The sequence below is a fragment of the Humibacter soli genome, assembly GCF_054779035.1.
In genome coordinates this window covers 157,836-172,319 of record NZ_BAAGYX010000002.1, presented here as the reverse complement: position 1 = coordinate 172,319, position 14,484 = coordinate 157,836, and the positions used below count along the sequence as shown (strand labels likewise).

The window sequence follows — 14,484 nt, the reverse complement described above, 5'->3', positions numbered from 1 at the left end:
GCTGTTCGCCCATGTCGCTCACCGCACCCATCCCGTGACGCGCTTGCTTGTCGTCTCCTGCACGGGAGGCCGGCCGGCACCGGCGTCCAACGTGGACGCGATGGCCCGCACGAGCCAGGTGTTCACGGAGACGCCTGCGCGAGCGGCGGCCGCCTCGACACGGGACTTGAGCTCATCCGGAAGTCGGAGCGTGGTGCGGGTGGTCGCGCCTTCCTCGCCCTCGAAGGCGGGCGGTGCGCTCACCGGGGCGGGCGCCTGAGGCTCATCCCAGTGCGGGGCCTGCGTGACGACGAACTCGGGCTCCCGTCCGCGCAGCCGCAGGTCTACCGACCCTGGCGCGAGCTCGGTGGTGATCTCGCTTGCCGCCGCGCCGAGCGCTTCCAACAGCATGAGTCGTGCCGCGGCGTCGAGCGCCGTGGTCAGGCGCTCGGCCGTCTCACGCGCCTCGTCGCCGCCGGCGGCTGCTGCCGCCGATAGCTGGCGCTGCAGTTCTTCGACATACGTTCCAAGTTCCATGACACCATAGTGACACCATTGTGGTGTCACGTCAACGGCAAAATGAGATTGGATGACACCACTTGCGTCAATGTGGTGTCACGATGCTGGAATCCTCGAGACATCAGCGAGAAGATGAGGAGGTGTTCACCTTGACCGAAGCCCAGACCTGGACCGTGATCGCCACGCTCCTCGTCGCCGTGTTCGGCATGATGACGCTCATGTCCACCATGTTCATCCGCGTACTCCACACCGAAATCGGCGGACTCCGCACCGAGATGGGCTACCGGTTCGAAGCGATGGATGCGAAATTCACCGCGAAGTTCGACGCGATGGGTTCGCGTCTCGACGCGATGGACGCGCGTCTCGATGGAGTGGAGCGTCGGCTGGAGAGCGTCGAGCGCAAGGTCGAGGGACTCGAAGGCGACGTCCGCACACTGTTCCGCCGCACCTTCGGTGTCGACGGCGACGACAGATAACGCGTCGTGACCGAGAGGCGCGGGGCGACCGGCAACGGCGCCCGGGTGACCACATCAGGGCCGTGCGTCGCAGTGCGGATCAGCTCGACGGAGTAGGCGACGAGGTCGGCGGCAGGGCGACGTGCCAGAAGTGGCCGGACGCGTGCGGGTAGAGCTTCGTGAGCACGTAGTCGAGGTCTCGGTACATCGAGTCCCGGTTATGGCCGGACATCTTGATCTCGACGTGCTTCTTACCGTTGACCGTGGTGTCGATCACCTTGCTCACGATCTCCACGTGATCGAGGATGCCGTTGTTCTCCCAGTCGAACATGACGATGTCGCCGACCGCGATCTTCGACCGCTTGTCGAGCGGGTACTCGGTAAGCCCGAGGGACTTCGCATTGGCGCGGAAGTAGTCGTCCATCGAGGGCACGTAGCCCCAGGCAGGACTCCAGTCGGCCGCGGCGTCGTGGTTGTACCACTGGTCGTTCATCTTCCAGCCGCGGGCGATGAGGGTTTGGCTGACGAAGTTGGCGCAGTCGCCGCCGACCGGGTTGAGGTCGCCGTAGACCTTCGTGTTGTAGTGGTTCCAGTGCGCTTTGGCGTAGTCGAGCTGGTTCTGGATCGGTGTCGGCAGCGGCGGCGGCGAGGCTGCGCATCCGGCGAGCGCGAGCACCGCGACCAGAGAGAGCACGGATGCCAACCGCCCGCGGATGCTCCGCCTCGGTTTCGACATCCGGGTCTGTCTGCGCGCGATCACGTCTTCGACGCTACGGGACGGCGTCTTTGCGATCGCCGAGCGAACCGCGTGCCGGGAGAATGCCCAGCCGATCAGCGGGTGAGGTGCCAGAAGTGCCCTGTCGACCCCGGGTGCGTCACCGTGATCGTCTCGTCGAGGTCGCGATAGGCGAAGTCGTCGTTGTGGCTCGCCAGCGAGATCTTGTACTGACCGTTGACGAGCTCGATCTTGTCGACGACCTCGGTGTGGTCCTCGACGGTGTCGTCACCCCAGAAGAAGATGCCGACGTCGCCCAGCGCGAGCTTCGCGCGGTCGGCCTGGCTGAAGCTGAGCTGCTCGAGGCCGAGCTCCGCGGCATTGTCGGAGAAGTAGGCATCCATCGCCGGCACATAGCCCCACGCGGGGCCCCACTGTGCGGCCGCGTTGTGGTTGTACCACTGGTCGTTCATCGTCCACCCGCGAGCGACGAGGGTCTGGCTCACGAAGTTGGCGCAGTCGCCACCGACCGGGTTGAGGTCGCCGTACTCGGCGGTGTTGTAGTTGTTCCAGTGCTGGAGGGCGTATTGCATCTGGGCGCCGACACCCGCCGAGACCGCGTACTGCAGGGCCTGGGGCTTGGCGGCGAGTGCTGCCCCGTCGTGGCCGAGCAGCGTGACATCCACCGTCGCCGGCTGGTAGTTCGACGCGGCGGGCGCGTTCACGACGACAGTGCCGGCGTTCGCCGAAGTGACCGGGACGGTCACGGTGCCGAAGGTCACCCGCGCGACGTCGGCGAGGCCGGTGCCGGTGATCGTCACCTGTTGGCCGACGACGGATGCCTGCGACGGGGATACCGCGGAAAGCACGGGTTTCTGCGGCGTGGGCGTCGCCTTCGGGGTGGCGATACTGCGGGCGGCGTCTGCTGCGGGAGCCGAGCAACCGGCCAGCAGAAGTACTGATGCGGTGCTGAGACCGGCGACGAGCAGTTGACGCCGAGACGGCTGCAGGAGGGGACGGCCCGATTCAGTCATGACCCTCAGACGGTATGTGGGGAAGATGAGAATCTCCGGTGACGGGATGAGGGGACGCCTGGACGGACCCTGCGGTGCGCGAGGCGCGACGCTGGTGAGTGCTCGCACGAGCATCCGTTCGCCGGGGGCGAACTACTTGTTCGGATCTCGTGAGATCGTTAGCCGCTGCAACCATGCGGGTGTAAATTTGCAGTCTCCGCAATTTTCCCTTCACCAGCCAACGACGGCGGAATCCAGGTCGTCCGGCTTGTCTCCGCTCTCCTCATCTCAGAACTCACGGGGATCCATGTCAGAAGCCGCCACCTCAGCGTCGGCACCGTCCGCGCCCAAAACCCCCATCATGACCCACCGTCAGATCCTCTTCGTGATCTTCGGTCTGATGGCGGGCATGTTCCTCTCCGCCCTCGACCAGACCGTCGTGGGCACGGCCATCCGCACCATCGGGGATGACCTGCACGGCCTCAGCCAGCAGGCATGGGTCACGACCGCATACCTGATCGTCTCGACGATCTCGACACCGATCTACGGCAAGCTGTCCGACATCTTCGGCAGGCGACCGCTGTTCATCATCGCCATCGTCATCTTCGTCATCGGGTCGATCCTCGCCTCGTTCTCGACGTCGATGATCGAGCTCGCCGCGTTCCGTGCCATCCAGGGCCTTGGCGCCGGTGGTCTGATGTCGATGCCGCTGGCCATCATGGGCGACATCCTCGCTCCACGAGAGAGAGCCAAATACCAGGGGTACTTCCTTGCCGTCTTCGGCATCTCGAGCGTCGCCGGCCCCCTGATCGGCGGACTCTTCGCCGGGGCGAACCAGATCCTGTTCATCCCAGGATGGCGCTGGGTGTTCCTCATCAACGTGCCGATCGGCATCGTCGCGCTGATCATCGTGCTGATGTTCCTGCACATCCCGAGGCACGACCATCACTCGGTGCGCATCGACTGGTGGGGCGCCACGGCCGTCATCGTCGCGCTCGTGCCGCTCCTGCTCGTCGCCGAGCAGGGTCAGACCTGGGGCTGGACCAGCGCCGGTTCGATCGCCTGCTATGTGATCGGCGGCATCGGTGTGCTGGCGTTCATCATCGTCGAGATGCTGATGAAGGACGACGCGCTCATCCCGCTCAAGCTGTTCCGTTCGAGCACGTTCTCGATGGCCACGATCATCGGTGTGCTGGTCGGCTTCGGCATGTTCGGCGCCATGCTGACACTGCCGCTCTACCTGCAGCTCGTGCTCGGCTCGACGCCGACGGAGAGCGGCCTTCAGCTGCTGCCGATGATCCTCGGCCTCATGATCTCCTCGATCGTGAGTGGTCAGATCATCTCCCGCACGGGCCGCTACCGGCAGTTCCCGATCATCGGAACGCTGCTGCTCTCGGGCGGATTCTTCTGGCTGACATTCCTGAAATACGACGGCTCCTACTGGTTCATCGCGGGCGCCATGCTCCTTATCGGTCTCGGCCTCGGCCAGCTCATGCAGACCCTGACGATCGCCAGCCAGAACTCTGTCGGTGCTCGCGACATGGGTGTGGCGACGAGCTCGTCGACGTTCTTCCGTCAGATCGGTGGAACGCTCGGCACCGCCGTGCTGCTGTCGCTGCTGTTCACGGTCATGCCGTCGAACATCCAGTCGTCGTTCGCCGACAGGGCAACCCTCACGCCCGCGCTCAACGCGGCGCTCGACCCGGCCGTGGCGAGCGCGCCCGAGAACAAGCAGATCATGAACCAGATCTACGATCCGCTTCTGAGCAAGATCGAGGAGCCGACCACGAAGGCTCTGCAGGCCGGGTACGACCAGAACGTCGCCAAGGCGACGGCAGCGGCGAAGTCGGCGGTCGCGGCCCAGGTCGCTGCGGGCGCTATCCCGCCGGAGGCACAGGCAGCCGCCGAGGCCCAGGCCGTGAGCGCGGCCCAGGCGCAGGTCGCCGCGGGTCTCGAGAAGTCGGTGCCCTACGCGAAGGTGAGCAGCGACGGCACCGTCACGCTCGACTTCTCCACTCAGCAGGCCCGTACCGCCTACATCAAGGCCATCGAGCCCAAGCTGCTGAAGGGCTTCCAGTCGAGTTCGACGCCGAAGTCCGACAACAGCGCACTGAACGACACCTCGTTCCTGCAGGGCGCCGACCCGCGGCTCGCGAAGCCGATCCTGGTGGCGTTCAACCAGTCGGCCGTGACCGTGTACTGGGTCGCCATGTTCGTGGTGCTGGTGGCGTTCGTCCTGACGCTGTTCTTCAAGACGCCGCCGCTGCGTGCGAAGTCGGCACTGCAGGAGGCGGCCGACGCCGAGGACGAGGCCTCGATCGCCAGGGTCGCCGCCGTCGAGACGGGCTCGCTCGCGGTCCCGAACGTCGTGCTGGATGACGATGTGCAGGTCACGACAGTCGACGGGCCCGAGCACTCCCGTCACGTCGACACGTCGCACTCCGACAGCCCGTCGCGGCCGAGTCACCCCGGTCGGCACATCGCGGGCGGCGGCGCCGTCACCCCATAGCGGTACTCGCTTCACCATCGCGGACGCGTTCCGGATGTCTGCATCGTCGTTGACAGGTGCAGACATCCGGAACGAGCGCGAGCTCCTGGTACTCGTCGTGCCCTGACATCCCGGCTCAAGGCTTTCCGCTCCAGCACAAGCATGAGAGCGCGATCACGAATCGCTCTCGACGGTCGCCCCGCGGCTCGAATCACGATAGTGTTCGCAGGCGGGAAGGATCACATGGTCGCGAATTCCGAGGGACAGCCGCCGACGCTGGAGATGGTCGCAGCGAGGGCCGGGGTCTCCCGTGCCACCGTGTCGCGAGTCGTGAACGGCTCCCCCAAGGTGACGCCGCAGCTCATCTCGGCGGTCAACGCCGCCATCGCGGAGCTCAACTACGTGCCCAATCGCGCGGCACGGATGCTCGCAAGCCGACGCACCGAGTCCATCGCCATGGTCATCCCCGAGTCGACCTCCCGGGTGTTCACCGACCCGTTCTTCGCCTCGATCATCCAGGGCGTCGCCATGCACCTGGCGACCACCGATTACACGCTCGGCATCGTGGTGGCATCCGAGGCGAACCCCGACAAGACGCGGCGCTACCTCACCGGCGGCAACATCGACGGCGCGCTCGTGGTGTCGCACCACTCGGGCGATCACTCCTACGCGCGGCTCGGACGGTCGGTTCCCGTCGTATTCGGCGGACGCCCCCTGCACGTGGATGACAACGACAGCGTCTACGTCGATGTCGACAACATCGCCGGCGCGCTGGCCGCCACCTGCCACCTCATCGAGCGCGGACGGCGCAACATCGCCACCATCGCCGGCCCCGCCGACATGCCCGCCGGTTTCGACCGTGAGCTCGGATGGCGTCGAGCGATGGGCCATGCCGGGCTCGACGCGTCGCTGATCGAGTGGGGCGACTTCTCGCCGACCTCCGGCGCCATGGCCATGCGTCGCTTGCTGGCGAGAAGGGTGCCGATCGACGCCGTCTTCGCCGCGAACGACCAGATGGCGCTCGGCGCGTACACGGTGATCGCGGAGAACGGCCTCAGCATCCCTGGCGACATCGCCGTTGTCGGCTACGACGACGACGCCATCGGCTCCGCCGCGTCACCTGCGCTGACGACCATGCACCAGTCCGCGAACGAGCTCGGCGCCGTCATGGCGAGCACGCTGGTGAAGCGCATCGAGGGTCAGTCCTTCGAGCGTGAGACCATCCTGCAGACCAGCCTCATCGTGCGAGGCTCGAGCTAGGGCATCCCCTGCTCTGACTCGGCCGGTCCCGCTGGCGCCCGCCGGCCGCTCCGCCAACCCTTATTGCGCCACTTGCGCTCTATTGCGCCAGCCGAAGTGGCGCAATAGAGCGCAAGTGGCGTAGTTCGTCTGGTTCTGGTCCGGCGGCACCCCCATGGCTGGCCCGACGGGTGGCCACTCTCGGCCGGTCAGCGGAAGACAACGCCGGGCATCCGCGCGAAACGGGTTCGCATCACGGCGATGGCGTCGGGGTTGCTGTCGACCAGCACGAACCGACGCTCGAGCGCGGCCGCCACCGCGCCGGTCGTGCCGCTGCCCGCGAAGAAGTCCAGCACCCAGTCGCCGGGGCGAGAGGATGCCTGCACCATGCGCCGCACGATGCCCTCGGGTTTCTGCGTCGGGTAGCCGGTCTTCTCGCGGCCGGTCGTCGCGACGATGGTGTGCCACCAGACATCCGTCGGCAGCTTTCCACGGGAGGCCTTCTCGGGGGTCACGAGGCCCGGCGCCATGTAGGGCTCGCGGTCGACGGCATCCGTATCGAACTGGTAGCCGTGCGGGTTCTTCACGTAGACCAGGATCGTGTCGTGCTTCGCGGGCCAGCGGCGCTTGGTCTTCGCGCCATAGTCGTAGGCCCAGATGATCTCGTTGAGGAACGAGGCCCGTCCGAACAACGCATCGAGCAGCACCTTGGCGTAGTGCGCCTCGCGGTAGTCCAGGTGCAGGTAGAGCGTTCCGTCATCGGCCAGCAGACGCCAGGCCTCCACAAGACGGGGTTCGAGGAACTCCCAGTAGTCGTCGAATCGATCGTCGTAACGCAGCAGGTCTCCCCGGATGCGCTCGTAGCCTCGGCCCTGGAATCCGGCCACTGCTCCCTCTGCCTCGCTGCGCACGGCGGTCACCGTCTGGCGACGCTGGCTGCGCCCCGTGTTGAACGGCGGGTCGAGGTAGACGACGGTGAATGCGGCATCCGGAAGGGTCGACAGCACCGAGAGGTTGTCCGCCTCGAACACGGTGTCGGGCGACTCGGGCGTCCACGCTTCGGGCATGCGATCAATTCTGCCGCCCGCCGCGGTAACCGACGTCTGCGGACACCTGTGCGTAAGGTGGCGACATGAGTGCACAGGTACGCGACGACCAGGATGCCTCCCGGTACGTCATCGAAGTCGACGGCAACAATGTCGGCGCTTCGTACTACAACAGGTATCCGGATCACATCGTCTTCACCCACACCGAGGTGGACGAGGGACATCAGGGAGAGGGGCTCGCCTCGCAATTGGTGCAGTCGGCGCTCGATGACGTGCGCGCCTCCGGCCTGCGCGTCGTGGCCCTCTGCCCGTATGTGCGAGCGTGGCTGCAGCGCCACCCCGACTACCAGGACCTGCAGCGCGGCGGCGATCACCAGCACTGACGGGGCGCGACTCACCCGCTCGCATCCACGTGGATGAGCCGCCTCAGCGCTTCGCGTCGAGCCAGGTGCGCAAGCGCTGCAGCGGCCACGTCGTGATGATGCGATCGGCGGGAACGCCTGCCGCCTGCGCGCGCGCCGCCCCGAGTGTCACGAAGTCGAGGTGGCCGGGAGCGTGGGCGTCGCTGTCGATGCTGAACAGGCATCCGGCTTCCAGGGCGAGCGCGATCAGGTCGTCAGGCGGATCCTGCCGCTCGGGCCGCGAGTTGATCTCGACGGCGACGTCGTTCTCCGCGCACGCCGCGAACACCCGCTCGGCGTCGAACTCCGATTGCGGTCGCGTGCCTCGCGATCCCTGAACCAGCCGGCCGGTGCAGTGCCCGAGCACTGCCGTCGAGGGATGACGCACAGCGGCGAGCATCCGCCTGGTCATCACGGTCTTCTCCGCCCGAAGTTTCGAGTGCACGCTGGCGACGACGACGTCGAGCCGGCTGAGCACGTCGGGTGTCTGGTCGAGCGAGCCGTCTTCGAGGATGTCCACCTCGATCCCCGTCAGCAGCGTCACATCGTCGGGGTGGGCGGCGTTCCACTCCTCGATGCGGGTCAGCTGCTGCGTGAGGCGCTCTGTGGTCAGCCCGTTGGCCACCGTGAGGTGCGGCGAGTGATCGGTGATCGCCTGGTATTCGCGGCCCAGCCGGGTGGCTGCGTCCGCCATCGCGTCGATCGGCATGGTGCCGTCCGACCACTCCGTGTGCGAGTGCAGGTCCCCGCGCAGCGCGGACGCGAGGCCGGATGCCGGGGCATCCTCCACCTTCTCGCGCAGCGACACGAGGTAGTCGGGGGTCTGCCCCGCGGCCGCCTGCGTGATCACCTCGAGGGTGCGGTCGCCGATCCCCTTGGTGCGCGCGAGGCGACCGTCGTCGATGCGCTCCCGCAGCTCGGATGCCGAGAGCCCCTCGATCGCGCCGGCCGCCCTGCGGAACGCCTGAACCTTGAACCGCGGCGCGAGGTCTCGCTCGAGAAGGAACGCGATCTCGTTCAGCGCGTCGATGGCATCCATGTGGCCATCATGCCGCGCCTCCCCGGTTCATCGGTGGTGGTGCTGCCCTCCTGCCCCCCGTTCATCCGGTGGTGGTGCTGCCCTCCCTCGTGGGCATAACTCCTGCAATCTGGGGCGGCCGCAGCAGGAGTGCCCAGTATTCGTGCGGATGTCGGACTCGCGGTGCCGCGATCTGCAGGAGTTACGCGCACGGGGCGCGGGTGCAGGAGTTATGCGCACGGGGTCGCACGGGGGCACGGGGGTGCCGCGGGGCGGGGGTGCCGCGGGGCGGGGTGCGGTGGTGGCGCGGGGCGGGCGGCGACCCAGGGCTCAGCGGCGGGGCCGGCCCTGTGCGTCCAGCTCGATGCGCACCGGGCCGTCGCCGAAGATTCCGTTGTCGCCGTCGCCCGGGATCGGGGCTGGGACTGGGAGCCGGGACTCCTTGTCGAGCTCCAGCTGCGCCTCGTACTTGGCGGGAGCGAAGACCTCGTCACCGATCATGAGCACGCTTCCGCTGCCGTGGGAGCCGCCCGACTTCGACCGGCTCTTGTCTGAGAGGTCGATCCAGCCGATGCGGTGGGCGGCGTAGAGCAGCACGCAGAGCGCTATGACGCCGCCGACTACCCACCAACCCACGCGGGTATCCTACGTGAGCCAGAAGACCGGTCGGTGTACTGCGGCCGTGACCGCCGGCGCGGGGCGATCAGGGAACGCGGTACAGCCAGTCGTCTGTGGCGAACTTCTCGGCGACCAGACGCTCGGCCTCGGCGTACTCGGCATCGGTGATGTCGCCGGGGACTGCACCGTAGAGCTCGGTGAAGGTCTGCTTCATGCGGTCGATGATCTCTGCGCGGGTCATCCCGCTCTGGGCACGCAGCGGATCGACACGCTTGGCGGCCGATGCGATGCCCTTGTCGCTGATCTTCTCGCGGCCGATGCGCAGCACCTCGGTCATCTTCTGGCCGTCCATGTCGTAGCTCATGGTCACGTGGTGCAGCACCGCGCCGTTCTTGAAGCGCTTCTGCGCGGCGCCGCCGATCTTGCCCTGCGGGCTCGCGATGTCGTTGAGCGGCTTGTACGTCGCGTCGATGCCGAGCGATCTCAGGGCGACCAGGGCCCAGTCATCCAGATAGGCGTAGCTGTCGGCGAAGCTCATGCCCGAGACCAGCTCGGCGGGCACGTAGAGGGAGTATGTGACGACGTTGCCCTTCTCCATCATCATCGCGCCGCCGCCGGTGATGCGGCGCACGACGTCGAAGCCGTAGTGCTCCGCGCCCACCGGATCGACCTCGTTCTTCACCGACTGGAAGCTGCCGATCACGACCGCGGACTCGTCCCACTCCCAGATACGCAGCGTCGGCTTGCGCAGACCCTCGGCGAGCGAGTTGCTCAGCGCCTCGTCGAGCGCGAGGTGCAGGCGCGGCGGAACGGCCTTGGCGTGCACGATCTCCCAGTCGTAGTCGCGCCAGGTGGTGGCATTCGAGAGGGATCGACGGATGGCCACCGCGACGGCCTCCGGGGAAAAGCCCAGCAGCACGGCGTCGGCGGGGAGGGCCCTGCGGACGGCATCCGCGATGGCGGCGGAATCCGCCTCGGCCGAGAGCCCGCTGACCGCATCGTCGATGGCCTCGAGGGCGGAGTCCGGCTCGAGGAAGAAGTCGCCGGCCAGGTGGAAGTTCGCGATCGCGCCATCGATGACGTCGAGGTCGACGACAACGAGCTTTCCGCCTGGAACCTTGTACTCTCCGTGCATCCGTCCAGACTATGGCGGCGTGCGCCGAGGCGTGGGTGGACGGCGTCGCCGCCACAGCGACGAGACTGCGACTCGGCTCAGACCAGGGCGGGGAAGCGCGCGTCGAGCCAGCGCACCAAGTCGGCGATGACCTCGTCGCGGTTGGTCTCGTTGAACACCTCGTGCCGCGCGCCCGGATAAATCTTCAGTGTCGTGTCGGTGAAGCCCGAGCGGCTTCGGTACGCGTCGACGAGCATCCGTGCACTCTTCGGGCCGCCGAGCGAGTCCTCCTCGCCGATCATGACGAGCAAAGGCAGATCGTGGATGCCCCGCCGAGGCCGCCCGTACAGCCTGAGTGCGTCAGCGACGCCGAACAGCTTCAGCACCGCCGCGTCGAACGTGAGAGGGTCGGCCGCGAAATCCGCCGAAACCTGCTCGTCACGGCTGAGCCACTCGTACCCGGTCGTGCCGAGCTGCTTGTGGTGCTTGTTGAGGTCGCCCGCCTCCATGCTGAGCGGGGTTCGGTACGCGGTGCCGGTCAGCACGAGCGCGTCGAGTTCGTCGGAGTGGTCGTTCACCAGCATCTGCGACATCAGCGAGCCCCAGCTGTGCCCGAGGAGCACGAGCGGAACGCGCGGATTCTCATCCCGGATGATGCGATCGAGCACACGGATGTCCTCGACTGCCGCACGCAGCCCACCGGGCCCCAGCCGCCCGAGCTTCGCATGGTCGCCGTTCCACTGATCGAGCCCGGTCTGGCCGTGGCCACGCTGGTCGGCGGCGTAGACGCTGAAGCCGGATTCGTTGAGCATCCCCGCAAGAGGCTCGTATCGGGTGGCGTATTCGCCGAGGCCGTGCACCAGGTGGATGACGGCACGTGGATGCTCCACCTTCCACACGTAGTAGGTGACGGTCACACCCTGTTCGTCTTCGAAGCTCGGCACGGGCTGATTCTCGCACTCCCTGGCAGTTCGTTCGTGCCCGGGGCGTCGATTCGTCGCGCGAGCCACCACCCTGCCGTCGAGCCACCACGGAATCTGCGGGGATTGGGTGGTGGCTCGGCGGGAAGGTGGTGGCTCGGCGGGAAGGTGGTGGGTCGGCGGGAAGGTGGTGGCTCGGCGGGAAGGTGGTGGCTCGGTAGGAAGGTGGTGGGGCGCGGTGCGGGAGCTATTCCGGGCCCATGGTGCCCACGGTGGGAGCGCCGGCTGGGGCGTAGCGCAGGAGCACCGCGCCCGTGCCGGAAGTGACCGGCGGGGCGAGCAGCGCGAGGTTGGCCGGCACCGTTCCGTCGTCGAAGAGCCGCTTTCCGCGGCCGAGCACGATCGGATAGACCCAGAGCGTCAGCTGGTCGAAGAGCTGGGCGTCGAACAGCGTTCTCGAGAAGTCGATGCTGCCGATCACGTGCAGTTCGCGGTGCCGGTCGCGAAGGGCGTCGACCTCGGACAGCACGTCCGAGCCCAGCAGGGTCGAGTCCGCCCAGGTCAGATCGACGTCGCCGCGGGACGCGACGTACTTCGGGATTCGCTCGAACAGCGCCCCGATCTCGTTGTCGGTGTGCATGGGCCAGTATCCGGCGAAGATCTCATACGTGCGGCGGCCGAGAAGGAGGGCATCCATCTGCGCCATCCCGTCGACGATCTCCCTGCCCACGATCTCGTCGGTCACCGGGGCCTGCCATCCGCCGAAGCGGAATCCGTCGGTCGTGTCCTCGTCCGGACCGCCCGGCGCCTGCTGCACGCCGTCGAGCGTGCTGAAGAGGTCGATGTGGATGCGTCCGCGTGCGTCTGCCATGGTGAGCCCCCGCTCTGTACCTCACCCCAGGGTCGCACCATGCCGCCTCGACCGACACCCCCTGGCTCGACCGACACCCCTTGCACGGCATCGCGCGCGGGCGCCTAAATCGTTAGCGTGGCTAATTTGTTATGCTAACGATCATGATGTCGATGCCCACCCCCGTCGCCAAGCGCCTCAGCACGCACGAGCTCTCCTCAGAGCTGCGCATCGCCGTCGCGCGACTGTCGCGACGGGTGCGGGCCGAGCGGGCCGACGACGAGCTCAGCGACGGACAGTTCAGCGTGCTCGCCCTGCTGTTCCGCGAGGGGCCGAAGACGCTCGGCGAGCTCAGCACCCACGAGCACGTCACTCCGCCCTCGATGAACCGCACGGTCAACCGGCTGGAGGCCGCTGGTTATCTGGTGCGACAGGCATCCATGGATGACCGCCGCAAGGTCTACTTCGTACCGACGGACAACGGGCGCGAGCTCGTCAAGGAGACCAGGCGACGTCGTGACGCGTGGCTGGACAAGCGACTCGCGAAGCTTCCGCCCGCCACCCGCGCCCTGCTCGCGGATGCCGCCGTGGCGATCAGAGAGCTCGCCGACTCGTGAATGCGATGTTCCGCTCGCTGAGCGCGCTGAACTATCGCATCTGGTTCGCGGGCGCCCTCGTGTCCAACGTTGGAACGTGGATGCAGCGCACGGCGCAGGACTGGATCGTTCTGACCCAGCTCAGCCACAACGACGCCCTCGCGGTCGGCGTCGTCATGGCGCTGCAGTTCGGGCCGCAGCTGATCCTGCTCCCCGTCACGGGATTCGCCGCCGACCATCTCGACAGGCGCAAGCTGCTGATGGCGACGCAGGCGGCGATGGGGCTGCTGGGGCTCGGGTTGGGCATCCTCACCATCACCGGAACGGTGACTCTCTGGGAGGTCTATCTCTTCGCTCTGGCGCTCGGCATCGCTGCGGCCTTCGATTCCCCGGCCAGGCAGACGTTCGTCGGCGACCTGGTCGGGCCGAAGCTGCTCGGCAACGCCGTTGCCCTCAACTCCGCCTCGTTCAACGCCGCCCGGCTGATCGGCCCAGCCGTCGCCGGTCTGCTCACCGCTGCCGTCGGCGCCGGGTGGGTGTTCCTCATCAACGCGATCAGCTTCGTTGCGGTGCTCATCTCGCTGACGTTCATGCGACGGGACCAGCTGCACACGTCGACACGCGCGAGCCGCTCCCGCGGCAGCCTGGTGGAAGGCTTCAGATACGTCAGCAAGCGGCCGGACCTGCTGGCCATCTTCGCCATGGTCTTCCTGATCGGAACGTTCGGGCTGAACTTCCCGATCTTCGTCGCCACCATGGCGAGCACGGTGTTCCACAAGGGTGCCGGTGAGTACGGCATCCTGTCGTCCGTGATGGCCATCGGATCGGTGGCCGGAGCCCTTCTCGCCGCCCGGCGCGAGAAGCCCCGCGGCTCGCTGCTCGCGGTGGCAGCCGTCATCTTCGGAATCGGATGCATCGCGGCGGCCGCGGCGCCCGGATACTGGATCTTCGGGGCGATGCTCGCGATCGTGGGCGTCGCATCTCAGACCTTCAACACGACGGCGAACGGCGTGGTGCAGCTGTCGACCGACCCGCTCGTGCGCGGCCGCGTGATGGCCATCTACATGGCGATCTTCATGGGCGGCACTCCCATCGGTGCGCCGATCGTCGGCTGGGTAGCCGACGCGTTCGGCCCGAGGTGGGCGCTGGTGGTCGGCGGGGCATCCGGAATCGCGGCCGCCGCGATCGGCATCTACTACATGGTGCGTTTCCGCGGCATGCGGCTGGCGATCAGCGAGCGCCGGCTTCGGGTGACCTTCGAAGCACCGACGCGCGGAATCGCCCTGCCTGAGGTGGGCGACGGGGCCGCCGCCCAGAAGGCCTGATGAACCCGCTGGTCGAGTAGCGCCGACCGAAGGTTGACGCGTCCCCCGCTGGTCGAGTAGCGCCGGCCCGAAGGTCGACGCCTATCGAGACCCACCGTCCGGCGTGGGTCTCGATACGCGTGCCGCTCAGCGGCGCGCTACTCGACCAGCGGGGCACGTGCCGCTCTGGGGCGCGCTACTCGACCAGC

The 14,484-nt window shown here is 67.3% G+C and carries 15 protein-coding genes; 6 read left to right on the top strand and 9 right to left on the bottom strand.

Translation table 11 applies throughout. The features are described 5' to 3' along the window. Nucleotides 1–18 precede the first annotated feature (18 nt). Complete coding sequence (locus ACYVDN_RS13920; RefSeq protein ID WP_460572657.1) at nucleotides 19–516, bottom strand: type II toxin-antitoxin system HicB family antitoxin; 498 nt, start codon at nucleotides 514–516, stop codon at nucleotides 19–21. A 131-nt stretch (nucleotides 517–647) separates the two neighbouring features. On the opposite strand from ACYVDN_RS13920, the gene ACYVDN_RS13915 reads away from it, so the two are divergent. Further along, nucleotides 648–974, top strand: a complete 327-nt coding sequence (locus tag ACYVDN_RS13915) for a hypothetical protein (RefSeq protein ID WP_460572655.1) — start codon at nucleotides 648–650, stop codon at nucleotides 972–974. 79 nt (nucleotides 975–1,053) lie between these two features. Here ACYVDN_RS13915 and ACYVDN_RS13910 read toward each other — a convergent pair whose 3' ends face one another. After that, nucleotides 1,054–1,689: an amidase domain-containing protein gene (locus ACYVDN_RS13910; RefSeq protein WP_460572653.1), complete on the bottom strand. Its 636-nt coding sequence runs from the start codon at nucleotides 1,687–1,689 to the stop codon at nucleotides 1,054–1,056. 95 nt (nucleotides 1,690–1,784) lie between these two features. Then, on the bottom strand, nucleotides 1,785–2,702 hold the full coding sequence (locus tag ACYVDN_RS13905) for an amidase domain-containing protein (protein ID WP_460572651.1): 918 nt from the start codon (nucleotides 2,700–2,702) through the stop codon (nucleotides 1,785–1,787). A 340-nt stretch (nucleotides 2,703–3,042) separates the two neighbouring features. Between ACYVDN_RS13905 and ACYVDN_RS13900 the strand changes: the two genes are divergently transcribed. Beyond that, nucleotides 3,043–5,190, top strand: a complete 2,148-nt coding sequence (locus ACYVDN_RS13900; RefSeq protein WP_460572649.1) for an MDR family MFS transporter — start codon at nucleotides 3,043–3,045, stop codon at nucleotides 5,188–5,190. A gap of 222 nt (nucleotides 5,191–5,412) precedes the next feature. Next, nucleotides 5,413–6,429, top strand: coding sequence for a LacI family DNA-binding transcriptional regulator (locus tag ACYVDN_RS13895; RefSeq protein ID WP_460572647.1), 1,017 nt, complete (start codon nucleotides 5,413–5,415; stop codon nucleotides 6,427–6,429). 188 nt (nucleotides 6,430–6,617) lie between these two features. Here the strand turns inward: ACYVDN_RS13895 and ACYVDN_RS13890 are convergent, their stop codons facing one another. Then, on the bottom strand, nucleotides 6,618–7,475 hold the full coding sequence (locus ACYVDN_RS13890; protein WP_460572645.1) for a DNA-methyltransferase: 858 nt from the start codon (nucleotides 7,473–7,475) through the stop codon (nucleotides 6,618–6,620). Nucleotides 7,476–7,540: 65 nt separating this feature from the next. On the opposite strand from ACYVDN_RS13890, the gene ACYVDN_RS13885 reads away from it, so the two are divergent. After that, nucleotides 7,541–7,837: a GNAT family N-acetyltransferase gene (locus ACYVDN_RS13885; protein ID WP_460572643.1), complete on the top strand. Its 297-nt coding sequence runs from the start codon at nucleotides 7,541–7,543 to the stop codon at nucleotides 7,835–7,837. Nucleotides 7,838–7,880: 43 nt separating this feature from the next. Here the strand turns inward: ACYVDN_RS13885 and ACYVDN_RS13880 are convergent, their stop codons facing one another. From ACYVDN_RS13880 to ACYVDN_RS13860, 5 genes are all read right to left on the bottom strand, one after another. Beyond that, nucleotides 7,881–8,894 carry a PHP domain-containing protein gene (locus ACYVDN_RS13880; protein WP_460572642.1) on the bottom strand — a complete coding sequence of 338 codons (1,014 nt, stop codon included), beginning with the start codon at nucleotides 8,892–8,894 and terminating at the stop codon, nucleotides 7,881–7,883. Nucleotides 8,895–9,203: 309 nt separating this feature from the next. Further along, entirely contained in the window at nucleotides 9,204–9,509 is a 306-nt protein-coding gene (locus ACYVDN_RS13875) for a hypothetical protein (RefSeq protein ID WP_460572640.1), read from the bottom strand. 67 nt (nucleotides 9,510–9,576) lie between these two features. Further along, the gene (locus ACYVDN_RS13870; RefSeq protein WP_460572638.1) at nucleotides 9,577–10,626 is read right to left on the bottom strand and encodes a lipoate--protein ligase family protein; all 1,050 of its coding nucleotides are present in this window, start codon (nucleotides 10,624–10,626) and stop codon (nucleotides 9,577–9,579) included. Nucleotides 10,627–10,703: 77 nt separating this feature from the next. Next, on the bottom strand, nucleotides 10,704–11,549 hold the full coding sequence (locus ACYVDN_RS13865) for an alpha/beta fold hydrolase (RefSeq protein ID WP_460572636.1): 846 nt from the start codon (nucleotides 11,547–11,549) through the stop codon (nucleotides 10,704–10,706). A gap of 223 nt (nucleotides 11,550–11,772) precedes the next feature. Continuing rightward, nucleotides 11,773–12,396 (bottom strand): dihydrofolate reductase family protein, encoded by a 624-nt coding sequence (locus ACYVDN_RS13860; protein WP_460572634.1) that lies wholly within the window; start codon nucleotides 12,394–12,396, stop codon nucleotides 11,773–11,775. Between the two features lie 152 nt (nucleotides 12,397–12,548). Here ACYVDN_RS13860 and ACYVDN_RS13855 point away from each other — a divergent pair, with 152 nt between their 5' ends. Continuing rightward, on the top strand, nucleotides 12,549–12,992 hold the full coding sequence (locus ACYVDN_RS13855; RefSeq protein ID WP_460572632.1) for a MarR family winged helix-turn-helix transcriptional regulator: 444 nt from the start codon (nucleotides 12,549–12,551) through the stop codon (nucleotides 12,990–12,992). Nucleotides 12,993–12,997: 5 nt separating this feature from the next. Then, nucleotides 12,998–14,296: an MFS transporter gene (locus tag ACYVDN_RS13850; RefSeq protein WP_460573524.1), complete on the top strand. Its 1,299-nt coding sequence runs from the start codon at nucleotides 12,998–13,000 to the stop codon at nucleotides 14,294–14,296. Nucleotides 14,297–14,484 lie beyond the last annotated feature (188 nt).

Excerpts from the sequence above, each read along its gene's own strand:
- ACYVDN_RS13920 (WP_460572657.1), bottom strand. The coding sequence starts at position 516 with ATGGAACTTGGAACGTATGTCGAAGAACTGCAGCGCCAGCTATCGGCG.
- ACYVDN_RS13910 (WP_460572653.1), bottom strand. The coding sequence starts at position 1,689 with ATGTCGAAACCGAGGCGGAGCATCCGCGGGCGGTTGGCATCCGTGCTC.
- ACYVDN_RS13905 (WP_460572651.1), bottom strand. The coding sequence starts at position 2,702 with ATGACTGAATCGGGCCGTCCCCTCCTGCAGCCGTCTCGGCGTCAACTG.
- ACYVDN_RS13900 (WP_460572649.1), top strand. The coding sequence starts at position 3,043 with ATGACCCACCGTCAGATCCTCTTCGTGATCTTCGGTCTGATGGCGGGC.
- ACYVDN_RS13895 (WP_460572647.1), top strand. The coding sequence starts at position 5,413 with ATGGTCGCGAATTCCGAGGGACAGCCGCCGACGCTGGAGATGGTCGCA.
- ACYVDN_RS13890 (WP_460572645.1), bottom strand. The coding sequence starts at position 7,475 with ATGCCCGAAGCGTGGACGCCCGAGTCGCCCGACACCGTGTTCGAGGCG.
- ACYVDN_RS13885 (WP_460572643.1), top strand. The coding sequence starts at position 7,541 with ATGAGTGCACAGGTACGCGACGACCAGGATGCCTCCCGGTACGTCATC.
- ACYVDN_RS13880 (WP_460572642.1), bottom strand. The coding sequence starts at position 8,894 with ATGGATGCCATCGACGCGCTGAACGAGATCGCGTTCCTTCTCGAGCGA.
- ACYVDN_RS13870 (WP_460572638.1), bottom strand. The coding sequence starts at position 10,626 with ATGCACGGAGAGTACAAGGTTCCAGGCGGAAAGCTCGTTGTCGTCGAC.
- ACYVDN_RS13860 (WP_460572634.1), bottom strand. The coding sequence starts at position 12,396 with ATGGCAGACGCACGCGGACGCATCCACATCGACCTCTTCAGCACGCTC.
- ACYVDN_RS13855 (WP_460572632.1), top strand. The coding sequence starts at position 12,549 with ATGCCCACCCCCGTCGCCAAGCGCCTCAGCACGCACGAGCTCTCCTCA.
- ACYVDN_RS13850 (WP_460573524.1), top strand. The coding sequence starts at position 12,998 with ATGTTCCGCTCGCTGAGCGCGCTGAACTATCGCATCTGGTTCGCGGGC.